The sequence below is a fragment of the Trichococcus shcherbakoviae genome (assembly GCF_963666195.1).
GTDB lineage: Bacteria > Bacillota > Bacilli > Lactobacillales > Aerococcaceae > Trichococcus > Trichococcus shcherbakoviae.
Genome location: NZ_OY762653.1, coordinates 1,454,785 through 1,467,860 on the forward strand (window position 1 = coordinate 1,454,785; position 13,076 = coordinate 1,467,860).

The window sequence follows — 13,076 nt, forward strand, 5'->3', positions numbered from 1 at the left end:
TTATCTAAATTAAAAACAGACGCAAACTTACCAACTTAGGTAAGTTTGCGTCTATTTTAACTATTCAATTGAGTTTTGTCCCAGCCTCTCTTTTATTATAAAAATTAAATTTATAGCAGCTGCAATTCTAAAAAAGGTTTCAACTTTATATGCATCTTTCCAGAATATATTAACTATAATATAAGAAATAATAATAAATAAAAAAATAACTTTCAAATATTTCATTTTTATCATTTTCCCTTCTATAAATCGTTTTGCAGACAAGAAGCTAGAAAATACTTTCAAGTCTTCTATTTATCCGGGATCTTTATCCTCAACCTCTTTAAATGCATCGGCATTTGTTAAAAACTGAAACAGGAAAGGCACTCTCGTGTATAGCTAGATAGTAGTTCATAATAATCTCCTTTATTTTTTTACATAGTGTTCAAGTTTATTCTAGAATAAGTCTTGCAAAAACGCTAACTCTCTTTTAATCCGATAAACGGTATCCCTGGTTACGTCGGTTTCTTCCGCAATCTTCTTTATGGGCTCTCCCTTTTTCAGCTTATTCACAATCACGTTGTATGTCATACGGTCACGGGGGTTTTTGGCATCAGCCGCATACTTCACCGGACGGCCCTTGTAGTGGCCCTTCTTCTTAGCGATCTCTATCCCTTGGCGTTGCTTACGCTTAATTTCTTCCCGTTCATTTTGAGTGGTCCAGGAAAGTAACTGCACGATCATGTTCCGAATCAGCTTCTGTAGATTGGAATCTCCTAAATCATGGTTCAGAATGGGTAAATTTAATACGATTAAACCAATTTCCTTCCGGTCAAGTTGCTGCACCATCTGAACGATATCATCATAGTTTCGACCCAGTCGATCCAATGACTCCACCATCAAGACATCTTTTTCTCGCAGGAAACTCAAGGCTTTCTGTAGTTCCTCTCGATCTGTCATACTATTTCCGGACATTTTTTCTTCAAAGATTTTCTCTGCCCCTGCTTTTTTGAGGGCCTCGATCTGTCGGTCCAGATTCTGGTCTGTGGTAGACACACGCGCATATCCAATTTTCATCTATTCTACCCCTCTTTCTGAACTGATTTATTAGACACTTATAATCTACATCAAAGGCCCAGTAAAATCAATGTTTTGCACTTGTCGGATTTGAGTACACCCAAATCCGACATAATTAAATAAAAAACGTAGGCTCCTCTTTTCGATACATGATTTTATTCTATTATGGTATATAATCATGTATTTTTGACGGGTATAAAAAAAGAACCCCATGGGTATAGGGCTTTCGATACATGATTTTATAGAATTTCATGTATTGCGTTATTCTTAGTAATAATAAATATTATAACTAAACAAGAAAAGTGAAATGGAGAGATTATAGTTGCTTAAAAAACAGACAAAGTTATTTTCAACACTAAGTATCATGTTTATATCAATTTATATTATCTTATTCTTATCAACTGGCTTAGATAAAATAGGGACATATAACATATGGTTTGCATTTTCATTATCTGTTTTTCTATCCGTTGGAGGATTTATTTTATCAATTTTGTCCATTATTGGAAAGGGAAAACAAGTAGTTGCTTACGTTTTACTGTTATTCTCGCTTTTATTAATTCTTTTTACAGTTTTTATATACCTTTTACCTGAAGCCGGAATACCACCTGGTATACCACTGTTTTACTAAGCTTCTTGATGCACGTTTTTAAGCAATTTCATGTATTTATAAAGCAGAAACTGAGTTTGTCACATTAAGAATTGAGTAAAACTCAAAACTATAAATTGATGAACATTAGTATTAAAGTGTGTAATTGAAATTCATAGACTGAAGGTGATAAAGTGAATAAGTTAAAGAAAAGACTATTAAATTTATCTATAGGAGAATTTGCAGCAACATGTGTATTTATATATATTTATATATCATCAAGTTTAATAACAATAGGAATTGCTAATTTAATAGCATTTTTATATCTCGTATTTATTTTAATACAGGGAAGTATATATTGGTTTTATAAATACAGATTAATAGTTAAAAAAGAACAACCTAATCCTAAAGCTGTAAAACTTCTCAGTAATTTAAGGAAGTTAAATATGGTTATAGCATTAGCGATAATCTTAACAATACCTATTATTAAAAGTAATTATAAAGACTTATTAATTGCTATTGGATTAGTTTTATTTGGAATAATTGAGTATATAAACTATTATTGGTATCAATTAAGTTATGGAGCATCAGGATTTAATATAAAAATATTATTAGATAAAGGATTACAAAAATCAAGTATAGCCAAAACTATTGATAAAAAGTCTTAAGACGTATCATTTATATTATGCGTCGCTGGATAGCTTATAATTTTGAAGCTCTTTTTGCTAAGAAAAATATTTATTATGCATTAAATGGGGATTCTCTATTCATTACCGCTGATAGGGACAAAATAAGTCAAGTTATTACAAATCTTTTATCCAATGCTGTTAAATTTACACCCCCAGAAGGAACAATAACTCTAAAAATTCGCAACGAAAAAAATCAAGCTTTATTGACTATCGCAGATACGGGAGAAGGAATTCACCCAAAAGAAATTAATCGTATTTTTGAGAGGTTTTATATGTCTGATCTTTCAAGAAATAGTTTTCTAGGCGGGCAAGGAATTGGCTTATCTATCGTAAAAAGTATCATAAAGGCTCATAACGGAACCATAACGGTCAAAAGTGATTATGGAAAAGGTTCTACATTTACCGTTATTCTTCCTGTCAAAAGATAGTAATCATCAAAAAAAGCGGTTCACTTTTATGTAAAGTGAACCGCTTTTTCAGCTTCATGATAAAGTTTTCCATTTAATTTAGGACTAATTAAGATTTTTAAACGTTAGAATATTTATCCCTTTTCAGAAATCATTAAGTTGATTTTTTAGTTTAACTTAACACTAATAATCATTTCAGAGTAATCCCATTTGGTGTTTCACCAACCTCAACCGTGACAATAACTTCACTAGTCTCATTCTCAATAACACTGACCGTATCATCGAATGCATTCGTGACAAAGGTGTATTTATCGTCTTCACTAATGACAACTCCATGTGCACCGCTACCCACTTCGATTGTTTCGACCACTTCATTACTATTTAAATCAACCTTTGAAACGGTATTGGAAGGATTCTCTTCGGTACCTTCATTTGCCACAAATACATATTGATCATCATGTTGAACAAACAACTGGATAGGACCATTTCCAACTGCTACTTTCTCAACTTTATTGGTTGTCAGATCAACGATTGCTAACGCATTTTCTCCATTTAATGTTACTAAGAGCGTTTGTCCATCTGAGGTAATACCAGTTGTAGCTGGAGTACTGCCAACAGTTATTCTATTAACTTCTTCCATACTTTCTAAATCAAGGACGCTTACAGTGTCTTCACCCATATTGGCAACGTAAGCCGTTTTTCCGTCTTCAGCGATTCTAAAACCGTGTGGACCTTCGCCTGTTGGGATTGTTTCAACCACTTCATAAGTAGATACATCAATGACTGAAACAGTGTTCTCTCCATTATTGGAAACTGCTGCATAGTTGCCATCGTTAGTGAAAACGATATGAGCAGGGTGACTCCCTACTTCAACTTCTGCAAGTTTTTCACCTGTTTCAGCATCATAAAAAGCTGCAATACCTTTTTCATCGTCACTTTCATTACTCATACTAGTATCACTATCTTCGTCCTGTCCCATCTCCATACTTTCATTGCTCATACTGGTATCACTATCTTCGTCGTGTTCCATCTCCATACTTTCATTACTACCTGAACTGTCTTCAGCATGCCCCTCGCTGGGAACAATTGTTACACCAATGACTTTTTCATCAGGTGAAATTTGTACATTATGTGCGGATCCATCGATGGCAATCGTATCCACAACTTCGTGCGTTTGAGCATCTACTTTTGTAACACTTCCAGTATCGGAAGTGTAATAGGCTTCTGTTTGTTCCTTATTTTCTTCTTTAGAACTAGATTGAGACTCACTAGTTTCTTGTGACGTTGATACAATTGCTTGTTGAGAAGAATTTTGACTACTTGTTGACTCTTCTTGACCACAAGCTGCAAGCAAGAGACCCACTGACGACAATAGTGCTAAAGTGATTCTTTTTTTCATTTTAATATCCCCTTTTTTACTACGTACTTTTTACTTTTCGTACTATTTTTATTGCTCTATAATTGCCTGAATTATTCATAATTTTTCCGTAGGTTTCTGAAAAGATTGTGGTACTGCGTTCCTGATTTCTCTTCTTTACTTTCATGGTGGTGCATAATTTATCCCCTTTCTTTGATTTATTTTATGTTTCTGTTTTATAATAATATATGAATGTGTTGATTTTATGTAGAAAAAAACCATATCAAAAAGCCAAGATTTGTATATGATCTTGGCTTTTTGATATGAATAGTTCATTTCCGGAATATATTTTTGAGAAAACTCAGTTCGAGCATGAAACTTCAGACTTACCCAACTAACTTTTCAATATTTTCTTCTTTTGTTGGTATTCTTCGTCTGATAATTCTCCTTTTGCATAACGCTGATCAAGGATTTCAAGTGCCTCATCCCGGCCATTTGAAGTTGTGCCAGCATTATTGCCTCCTTGGACTAGCTTCATCACCGCGTATACGATAATAACGATTAAGATTACCAGGATAATCATCATGAAAATTCCCCAACCGCCCATCATGTCATAACCATAATAATTCATCATTTTTATAAGCATTCCTTTCGCTTCGCTCAAGGCACAAAACGAAATGAAAATCGTTGCGCCTTCGGCGTATATTATTGTATTCTTCCCCTGTAGAGTAGTTGTACACTACAAATCACGGAGGAGTGAGTAGCCCTATTTGACATTCTGTAGGACTGCATTTTTATATGTGTCATTATTCCTTCAAGTACAAATAAGTGTGACAGTGAGCACGTAAACTTATCTTTGCAAAAGCGATCCATATATTTAGGAATAATAGTCACTGCAACACTCTACTATCCTTAAAGAAAGGAGGAAAAACTGATGTTGAAAATTGTTTATCCTATTTGTTGTGGAATAGATGTCCACAAAACGTTCGTGGTAGCCTGTATTGCCATCACAGACAACAAGGGAATCACAACTTACAAACGCCATCGCTTCTCGACATTCACACAAGGATTGAGAGAGCTGTTACAGTGGCTAGAGTTATTCTCTTGTTTTGATGTCTGTATGGAATCTACGGGGAAATACTGGATCCCTGTATACAATATTCTGGAACCTTCGGTTAATATTACCCTTGCTCATCCGAAATATGTGAAAGCAATTCGCGGAAAAAAGACAGATACAAAGGATGCCCAATGGATAGCTGAGTTATTCAAACACGATTTGGTTGCAGGTAGTTTCATGCCACCACTAGCGATTCGTGAATTGCGTGATTTAATGCGCTACCGGTTCAAATTAACCAATTTTGCGTCCAGTGAAAAGAACAGATTTCAAAATTCTCTAACCGTATCCAATATTCAGATCGCTAGTGTTGTTTCCGACACATTCGGAAAAAGTGCGTTGAAAATTATCGAACGCATCCTAGAAGATCCTGAGCAGTCCATGCTTACGGCAGAAGAATTAGAGAGCTTGATTCACGGTCGCCTAATAAAGAAATTACCCGAACTTGAATTAGCAGTGGACGGTTTTATTACACCGGAACAAAAGATAAAGCTGAAGATCATTAAAGAACACTTTGATGCATTAACACTATGCAAAAAACACTTAGAAGAAACTATCCTCGAACTCGCCCAGCCTTACCAAAATGAAATCCAACTCATTCAAACTTCTCCTGGATTTAAAAATGAACTATCCGCAGTCGCATTAATTTCGGAAATTGGTGTTGATATGTCTGAATTTCATTCCTCTAAACATCTCTGTTCTTGGGCAGGATTAGCACCCACAAATAATGAAAGTGCAGGGAAGAAAAAATCCGTAAGGATTTCCAAAGCGGGCTGCTATCTCAAACCATTACTGGTTCAAATAGCCAATGCCGTTGTCAAAAGTACAAAATATCCTGAAATTAGAAATAAATATCTCAATATCAAAAAAAGAAGGGGCCATAAAAAAGCAATCATCGCTATAGCCCGTAAACTCTTAACGGCTATCTATCATATGTTGAAAAACCAGGAAGTTTATCAGGCTCAACTGTTTTCCGATATGATCGATATCCCTACTTCACGAGAAATAACCACAGAACAAGCTCTTAAATTAATTAAGAGACAGGGCTATAAAATTACATCCGTTATATGAAAACCTATCGCTTATTTTTCGTAAGTGTTTATAGGTTTATTTGGAATACCTTTTTATACGATATAAGCTCTATCTTGTTAATTATTATTTTCAAACTTTTACACTCCTTTTTTGTTTTGAGTCGCATAGGCGTGAGCTAAAAGCTGAATTTTTTCCGTTTTGTTGGCTAGCCAGTGATCATGAGGAGCAAAAGGGAATCAAGAAAAAAGAGCCCCTTGCTGCTTCAGCAGGTAGGGGCTCTTTAGTCAAAAAGTTTATTTGGACTGGAGTGGAATAAGATGAAACGCAGGGAGAAAAAAAGTTTTTGCGGTTCTTGATTTTCTTTTCTGTTCTCGGATAGATCCATGTGGGACCGGAGGGAAGGGCTCCCGCATGGAAATTGCCGCCAGAACAGCCCGAAATGATAAAGCCCTGATCCGGCCCTTTCGGATCGTCCAGGGCGCTTGGCGACACAAAACGAAAAAATGACTTTAATATAGGGGGCTCTTATCAAGAGCCTTCCATGCCTTATAATTTCAATCTTTATTACCTGGACCTGTTTTTTCATCTTTTCCTTGAGACCTAGATTTATAAAAAGTTCTTTTATCACTATAATCCTGGCATCTTTAAGGCATACCAGCTTTACAAAGGGGAACTTACGTTCTAAAATAAGGATACAAGAAAGACAGATGAGTGAAGTTCAGAAGAAAGGTGAGATTATCATGACATACTTAAATAACCAGTACCATGATCGTGGCATGAAAAAATGGGCGGGCTTTTTCTTATCTGAACACACAGCCGAACAGGAAAAAATTCAAAAAGGATTGGCTCATATTAATCCCCAGAAGTTCCAAATGTCCGAGCAAGAAATCAGCGAAGTTCTTCAGTTGGCAATTGTGAAAAACAAACCTGTTGCAATCCAGATTGAAGCGATTGATAGCGATGGGAACTATTATGATGATATCATCGGGCACTTAAAAGGATCCGACTCACTGGGAGTTTATGTAGGGAATGAAAAAGTGCACTATGATGAGATTAGAAATGTCGAACTGGTGGATCATGTTAAATGGAATCAATGATAAAAATTCATGAATGGTTATTTTATTCTTTAGATACACTTTAAATTTCCCGATTTGTGCTTCTGAAACATTTTTCTTAAGCAAAAAGGAATTTCTTTTAATTAAAAAGAAATTCCTTTTTCATATTTTTATTTATTTAGTATTCTCATGGCATTCAACACAGCTATCACGGTAACACCTACATCCGCAAAGACCGCTTCCCACATCGAAGCCACCCCAAAGGCACCCAGAATGAGGAACAAGCCTTTCACCCCAAGGGCGAAGAAGATGTTTTGCCAAACAATGCGACGGGTATCCTTGGCCACCTGCATGGCAGTCCCAATCTTGGAGGGTTTGTCGTCCATGATCACCACGTCAGCGGCCTCAATGGCTGCGTCGGACCCCAGGCCACCCATGGCGAAGCCGATATCAGAGCGGGCCAGGACCGGGGTATCGTTGATTCCATCCCCGACGAAGGCGACTTTCTCCTTCTTCCCTTTTCGCGCGAGGATTTCTTCGAATTTTTCCACCTTGTCTTGCGGCAACAGTTCGCTGTAGACCTCTGAGATTCCCAGTTTCTTGGCCACTGCATCACCTACAGACTGGGCGTCACCAGTGAGCATGATGATATGCTCGACTCCCTGCTCCTTCATGGTGGCGATAGCGGCTGCGGCGTCTTCCTTGATGGCGTCTGCAATCAGGAGGGAGCCGGCGTACTCACCTTCCACAGCCAGATACACGATGGTTCCGATTTCGTTCACTTCCTCGAAGTTCACCGCGAACTTCTCCATCAGGCGGGCATTCCCGGCCAACACTTCCTTGCCGTCAATGGTGGCTTGGATTCCGTGTCCGGAGATTTCGTTATAGGCGGTGATCCGGTCTTCCTGGATTGTTTGGCCATATCTTTCCTTGATGGAATCGGCAATCGGGTGGCTGGAATAAGCCTCGGCATGGGCAGCTATTTCGAGCAGCTCTTCCGAACGGATTCCCTGTTGGGGTTCAATCGCGGTGATTTCGAACTTCCCCTTGGTCAAGGTACCGGTCTTATCCATCACCACGTACTTCAGGTCATTCAGGCCTTCCAGGTAGTTGCTGCCCTTCACGAGGATCCCTTTTCTTGAAGAAGCGCCAATTCCGCCGAAAAAACCGACGGGAATGGAGACGACCAGGGCACAGGGGCAGGAAATAACCAAGAAGATCGCTGCCCGGTAGATCCATTCATCGAACGTCGCTCCCGGGAGTACCAAGGGTGGCACAACCGCCAACAGGAGTGCGGCGACCACGACGACGGGCGTATAATAGCGCGCAAATTTGGTGATAAACTGCTCGGTCGGCGCCTTCCGGCCGCTGGCGTTCTCGACCAAGTCCAAAATCTTCTTAACGGTGGATTCCGCAAAGGGCTTCTCCACCACTACTTTCAGCACACCGTTGCGATTGATAAAGCCACTCAGGACGGAGTCGCCTGGGGCCACGCTCCGCGGAACCGATTCCCCGGTCAAAGCGGACGTATCCATAGCGGAGGTTCCCTCCACGATTTTCCCGTCCAACGGCACTTTCTCACCCGGTCGGACCAGAATGAAATCACCCGCCCTGATGGTTTCTGGTGCGACCTTCACAATCCCGTTTCCCGTATCCAGGTTCGCGTAATCGGGACGGATATCCATCAGGTCCGCAATCGAGCGGCGGGACTTGGAAAGGGCGACATCCTGGAATAGTTCTCCCACCTGGTAGAAGAGCATGACCGCGACGGCCTCCGGATATTCCTGTACATAGAAGGCAGCCAGCGTCGCAATTGTCATCAGGAAGTTCTCGTCAAAGACTTGTCCGCGGACCATGTTCCGTACCGCACGCCAGACGACATCATAGCCGGCGATCAGGTAGGCAATTACGAACATGGCAAAAGACATCCATCCTTCCAGTGGCAGGAAGATCCCGGCCAGCATGAAGGAAAAACCAAGCACCAAGCGGATGATGGCTGTCCTCAGTTCATTTTTCCCCCCGTCTTCCCTATTATCCTGCTCTACCGCTTCAGCAGCTGCTGATTCCGACTCGGCTGTCTTCGTGCTCATTGCAATCAATGTACCGTCGGCCTTGTTCTTCAGGACCACATCTGGCTCCAACGTGTTCACTTTCTGTTTCACTTGGGAGAGGATTTGGTCTTTCTTCTCATTCGTCACCTCAAAGCTCAAGGTCTGCGTCATGAAGTTCACATTGCTGTTGGCCACACCTGCTACCTGAGCCACGCCTCTTTCGACCTTGCTCGCACAGTTGGCGCAGTCGATCCCGTCGAGGATCCATTCGTAGTGTTTTTCGTCCTCTTTTGGCTGGGTATCCTTGCTGGCTTCAGTATCCAGCTTGAGTAGGCGGCCGTCGGCCTTGTTTTTCAGGATCACGTCGGGCTCCAGCTTATTCACTTTCTGTTTCACTTGGGAGAGGATTTGGTCTTCCCTTTCCCCAGTCACCTCGAAGCTCAAGGTTTGGGTCATGTAGTTCACGTTGCTGTTGGCCACACCTGCCACCTTCGCAACGCCTCTTTCTACTTTATTAGCACAATTAGCGCAATCGATCCCATCGAGGATCCATTCGTGTTGTTTCTTGTTCTCGTCCATTGCGTCTCTCCTTATTGAATATTAGTTTGAATGGCTTTCTCTATAATCCCAACAGGGTTTGAATGGTGCCATTTTCTATCATAATATAAATTCCTAATCCAATAAAAACCAGCGAGACTATCACCCGCTGATACTTCTCGATTGTTTCTGATATCAAGGTAATTTTTGATAATCTGTAACTGATATAGCAAAGGATCGCCACAGAGATGGCGAAAACAATTAACGCTACACCAATTTCAATTCCAGCTAGTGATGTAAAGTAAGGGATATAAATACCTAGATTGTCACCACCGGAAGCCACGGTAATCAGGGCTACCGTCCAAAATAATCGGTTTCCCCCTCCTGCTTCCATTTTTTCAAGCACTTCCTCTTCATCTTCATCCTGCTCTCCCTTGAAAGCAATCCGAATTCCTAAGTACAGTGGAATCAATCCCAACAAACCAATAATCCAGTCTTCAGGAATGAGGTTTAAAACATAGGCTGCAAATAAACTGAACGCAACGAGCATTCCCGTTCCCAGGTATTGTCCCCCAACGATTCCCTTCATCTTCCCCTTCGTGCTGCTTTGAGAGAAGATAATCATGAGGATCAGGAGATAATCAATACTGGTAGAAACATAAACCGCAAGGGCAGATATAATTGTTTGTAACATAGGTGCGCTCCCATCTAAGATATAAGTTGCAAGTCTTCTCCCACTCTTAAGACCGAGCAAATAAAAGTCACTATTTCTTCGTTGGCCAGCGAATAGTAAACCATCTTCCCTTCTTGATACGATACTGTGACACCGTTTTTCTTCAAGAAGCGCAAGTGGTGAGAAGTTGACGCCATACTGGCATTAATGATTGCGGCTAAATCGCATACGCACATCTCTTTATAAGTAGCGAGTGCATATAAAATCTTTATCCTTGAAGAATCCCCTAGACACTTGCTCAGTACTAATAAATCCGCAAAATCTTTATCTTTCAGTTCCGTTTGAACCTGGTCAACTTTTTCTGCATGAATAATCGTCGTTTTACAAACGTCCAAATCTATATTTTTCATCTTTACACCCCTTTCATTCAAATGTTCGTTTGAATGAAGTGTAGCACATTCTCTCTTGTTTTTCTATATTATTGGAGTCGCATTTACGCATTAATTCAGATTTTCTGCTAAAAATTACGCCCCTTCTATTGTAAATCCTCTAAAGTTCAAAGTTTGAAATCATAGTAGTTATTAATTTTCTGGAAAAAGTTTTTGATATTTATCGCCTAGTATTCCTTACAACCACAGAAAGAAAAACAATTCAGTCAATTGCCACACCGTGGACTTCATCAAAAAAACCGCATGCGGACAACTGAAATCTACTATATTCTGCATGAAGCCATTCAAACACATAGAGAAGTTGCCATACAAATAGAAGCCATTGATTGCAACGGCTCCTATCAGGAAGATATCATCGGCTTCATTAAGAATTCCGATTTGCTCGGTATTTATATAAAGAATCAAAAAGTTCACTATGATGAGATACGAAACATCCAATTTTACACTTAAAAACTGGTTTTATAGCTTGAATAGCGTTCCATTGAAGCGAATACCAGGAGGGTTTATTTCGGATTGGGAAAATCAAAGGCTAGTTTATTATTAACCAACTTCAATTTGGCGTTGAAAGGGGTGCCTTTTTTGCTCTTAAATCCTTTTATGAGGCTGGTTTCTTGTTTGAGCAACAAATCCTTTATATTCTTCTTCGTGAGGGTCTTCCCACTCCATTTTTTAGGCAGTGTAAAGGTACACCCCTCACGGTAACCCGTGCAACCATAGAATAGTACCCTCACTTACTAAACACCAATTCTTACTACTTATCCATACTTTGAGGATTTGTTAACCCTAATATACCGGAGCAATGTGTAGATTTAATGGAGTTTTGCTTCTTCATACAGTCTACATAATCACCTAGTATGCTATGACTATGAAATCTAAAAAAAACAATCCAGAAAGAAGGACATAGACTATGCAAACAACTCTATTTATCATTTTAGTACTACTGGTTCCTGTTTTGACGATGGTAATCCTAAGTGCAGTTCGTAAACATAATTCTGTTTTAAGCGCAGATGTAAAAAGATTACGGGTAGAAAATGAGGCTTTGAGGAAAGAGCTTCTTAAACGCGGCATCATCGAATATGTTTAACAGTGGTAAAAAAAATAAACCTTAAGGAAAAGCATGCAGACAAAAAGTCTCCATGCTTTTTTTTCTTGATTTCTACCTTTTCATCAAGGCATTCGCCCAATAGCTCGTAATCTTGGAGAGCCTAATAGAAAGATTATCTTCTGGATTAGAACGAATCCTCATTAAGAATGAAACTGAAGAACTTCTTGTATCTTTTCGAATACAATGTCGGGCTTTTGTTCGCCATTGACCATAGAAACGATTCCCGCTTCCTGATAGAAACCCGTCAGTGCTTCCATTTCGAGCTCACTCAGTTGTAGCCGTCTTTCTATGACTTCTGATTTATCCTCTGACCAAGGCAAATTGACCCTCTTTTCTAACCTTTTCCGTAAGACCTCTTTCCCAACAGCCAGATAGAGGACAACATCCAGCGACAGTCTTTTGCTTTCCAGATATGCTTCTAACGCTTCCGCTTGCTGACGCGTTCGCGGATATCCATCCAAAATGAAACCCTCTTTCATGTCATCCTCTCCCATGCGATCCCAGAGGAGTTTATTGACCAATCTATCGGGGACTAGTTTTCCCATATCCATGAACGTTTTGACTTCTAGACCGATCGGACTACCCATCTCAGCGAAAGATCGGAAGATTTCACCTGTAGAGATATACGGAATCTGATAGGTAACTGCGATTTCCCTCGCTTGGGTTCCCATTCCAGCGCCGGGCATTCCCATTATAATGATATTCATTTTCTAACACTCCTTATCTGCATTATGCCTCTATCGGATCGTACACAACCATTCACTACTAAGATAGCGCATGATTGTGTAGGGCGTATGGAGAAACAAAAAAACAAATATTTGCAGTAGTTCTAAAGGCATTAATAGGCCGACAGAACTTTTCCTACTGCTTCTTTAAAAACAATAGGACATCTTCTACTCCATAAAACCCACACAATGAAAAGGTAAACTCAATTCAGCAATATTGGAAAACTACCATCGTGCATT

General features: G+C 39.7%; 13 protein-coding genes and 1 pseudogene. 5 read left to right on the top strand and 9 right to left on the bottom strand.

What is annotated here, in order from left to right; genetic code table 11:
- Nucleotides 1-435: 435 nt before the first annotated feature.
- Nucleotides 436-1,056 (bottom strand): recombinase family protein, encoded by a 621-nt coding sequence (locus tag ACKPBX_RS06955; protein WP_319996386.1) that lies wholly within the window; start codon nucleotides 1,054-1,056, stop codon nucleotides 436-438.
- 780 nt (nucleotides 1,057-1,836) lie between these two features.
- On the opposite strand from ACKPBX_RS06955, the gene ACKPBX_RS06960 reads away from it, so the two are divergent.
- On the top strand, nucleotides 1,837-2,310 hold the full coding sequence (locus ACKPBX_RS06960) for a hypothetical protein (protein ID WP_319996387.1): 474 nt from the start codon (nucleotides 1,837-1,839) through the stop codon (nucleotides 2,308-2,310).
- A gap of 17 nt (nucleotides 2,311-2,327) precedes the next feature.
- On the top strand, nucleotides 2,328-2,759 hold the full coding sequence (locus ACKPBX_RS06965; protein WP_319996388.1) for a sensor histidine kinase: 432 nt from the start codon (nucleotides 2,328-2,330) through the stop codon (nucleotides 2,757-2,759).
- Between the two features lie 169 nt (nucleotides 2,760-2,928).
- Here the strand turns inward: ACKPBX_RS06965 and ACKPBX_RS06970 are convergent, their stop codons facing one another.
- Together ACKPBX_RS06970 and ACKPBX_RS06975 are read right to left on the bottom strand one after the other, a co-directional pair.
- Nucleotides 2,929-4,137 carry a YncE family protein gene (locus tag ACKPBX_RS06970; RefSeq protein ID WP_002333354.1) on the bottom strand — a complete coding sequence of 403 codons (1,209 nt, stop codon included), beginning with the start codon at nucleotides 4,135-4,137 and terminating at the stop codon, nucleotides 2,929-2,931.
- 352 nt (nucleotides 4,138-4,489) lie between these two features.
- The gene (locus ACKPBX_RS06975) at nucleotides 4,490-4,729 is read right to left on the bottom strand and encodes an SHOCT domain-containing protein (protein WP_068561768.1); all 240 of its coding nucleotides are present in this window, start codon (nucleotides 4,727-4,729) and stop codon (nucleotides 4,490-4,492) included.
- 300 nt (nucleotides 4,730-5,029) lie between these two features.
- Here ACKPBX_RS06975 and ACKPBX_RS06980 point away from each other — a divergent pair, with 300 nt between their 5' ends.
- Both ACKPBX_RS06980 and ACKPBX_RS06985 read left to right on the top strand, forming a co-directional pair.
- The gene (locus ACKPBX_RS06980; protein ID WP_200831711.1) at nucleotides 5,030-6,280 is read left to right on the top strand and encodes an IS110 family RNA-guided transposase; all 1,251 of its coding nucleotides are present in this window, start codon (nucleotides 5,030-5,032) and stop codon (nucleotides 6,278-6,280) included.
- A gap of 701 nt (nucleotides 6,281-6,981) precedes the next feature.
- Entirely contained in the window at nucleotides 6,982-7,338 is a 357-nt protein-coding gene (locus ACKPBX_RS06985; protein ID WP_319996389.1) for a hypothetical protein, read from the top strand.
- 128 nt (nucleotides 7,339-7,466) lie between these two features.
- Here ACKPBX_RS06985 and ACKPBX_RS06990 read toward each other — a convergent pair whose 3' ends face one another.
- The 5 genes and pseudogenes from ACKPBX_RS06990 to ACKPBX_RS07010 form a co-directional block, all read right to left on the bottom strand.
- Nucleotides 7,467-9,671: a heavy metal translocating P-type ATPase gene (locus ACKPBX_RS06990; RefSeq protein WP_407702591.1), complete on the bottom strand. Its 2,205-nt coding sequence runs from the start codon at nucleotides 9,669-9,671 to the stop codon at nucleotides 7,467-7,469.
- Nucleotides 9,672-9,785: 114 nt separating this feature from the next.
- A pseudogene (locus ACKPBX_RS06995) lies at nucleotides 9,786-9,926 on the bottom strand (cation transporter); the annotation flags it as partial.
- Between the two features lie 40 nt (nucleotides 9,927-9,966).
- On the bottom strand, nucleotides 9,967-10,578 hold the full coding sequence (locus ACKPBX_RS07000) for a CadD family cadmium resistance transporter (protein WP_071873859.1): 612 nt from the start codon (nucleotides 10,576-10,578) through the stop codon (nucleotides 9,967-9,969).
- A 14-nt stretch (nucleotides 10,579-10,592) separates the two neighbouring features.
- A complete protein-coding gene (locus ACKPBX_RS07005) occupies nucleotides 10,593-10,967 on the bottom strand; it encodes an ArsR/SmtB family transcription factor (RefSeq protein WP_281246329.1) in 375 nt (124 codons plus the stop codon).
- 542 nt (nucleotides 10,968-11,509) lie between these two features.
- Nucleotides 11,510-11,737 carry a topoisomerase C-terminal repeat-containing protein gene (locus tag ACKPBX_RS07010; protein ID WP_407702528.1) on the bottom strand — a complete coding sequence of 76 codons (228 nt, stop codon included), beginning with the start codon at nucleotides 11,735-11,737 and terminating at the stop codon, nucleotides 11,510-11,512.
- Nucleotides 11,738-11,913: 176 nt separating this feature from the next.
- On the opposite strand from ACKPBX_RS07010, the gene ACKPBX_RS07015 reads away from it, so the two are divergent.
- Complete coding sequence (locus tag ACKPBX_RS07015; protein WP_177187486.1) at nucleotides 11,914-12,090, top strand: hypothetical protein; 177 nt, start codon at nucleotides 11,914-11,916, stop codon at nucleotides 12,088-12,090.
- 161 nt (nucleotides 12,091-12,251) lie between these two features.
- On the opposite strand, the gene ACKPBX_RS07020 is transcribed toward ACKPBX_RS07015, so the two are convergent.
- The gene (locus ACKPBX_RS07020) at nucleotides 12,252-12,818 is read right to left on the bottom strand and encodes an adenylate kinase family protein (RefSeq protein ID WP_319994979.1); all 567 of its coding nucleotides are present in this window, start codon (nucleotides 12,816-12,818) and stop codon (nucleotides 12,252-12,254) included.
- Nucleotides 12,819-13,076: the final 258 nt, after the last annotated feature.

Bases quoted from the DNA above. Each gene is read 5' to 3' on its own strand.
- ACKPBX_RS06955 (WP_319996386.1), bottom strand. From the start codon at position 1,056: ATGAAAATTGGATATGCGCGTGTGTCTACCACAGACCAGAATCTGGAC.
- ACKPBX_RS06965 (WP_319996388.1), top strand. From the start codon at position 2,328: ATGCGTCGCTGGATAGCTTATAATTTTGAAGCTCTTTTTGCTAAGAAA.
- ACKPBX_RS06970 (WP_002333354.1), bottom strand. From the start codon at position 4,137: ATGAAAAAAAGAATCACTTTAGCACTATTGTCGTCAGTGGGTCTCTTG.
- ACKPBX_RS06975 (WP_068561768.1), bottom strand. From the start codon at position 4,729: ATGATGAATTATTATGGTTATGACATGATGGGCGGTTGGGGAATTTTC.
- ACKPBX_RS06980 (WP_200831711.1), top strand. From the start codon at position 5,030: ATGTTGAAAATTGTTTATCCTATTTGTTGTGGAATAGATGTCCACAAA.
- ACKPBX_RS06985 (WP_319996389.1), top strand. From the start codon at position 6,982: ATGACATACTTAAATAACCAGTACCATGATCGTGGCATGAAAAAATGG.
- ACKPBX_RS07000 (WP_071873859.1), bottom strand. From the start codon at position 10,578: ATGTTACAAACAATTATATCTGCCCTTGCGGTTTATGTTTCTACCAGT.
- ACKPBX_RS07005 (WP_281246329.1), bottom strand. From the start codon at position 10,967: ATGAAAAATATAGATTTGGACGTTTGTAAAACGACGATTATTCATGCA.
- ACKPBX_RS07015 (WP_177187486.1), top strand. From the start codon at position 11,914: ATGCAAACAACTCTATTTATCATTTTAGTACTACTGGTTCCTGTTTTG.
- ACKPBX_RS07020 (WP_319994979.1), bottom strand. From the start codon at position 12,818: ATGAATATCATTATAATGGGAATGCCCGGCGCTGGAATGGGAACCCAA.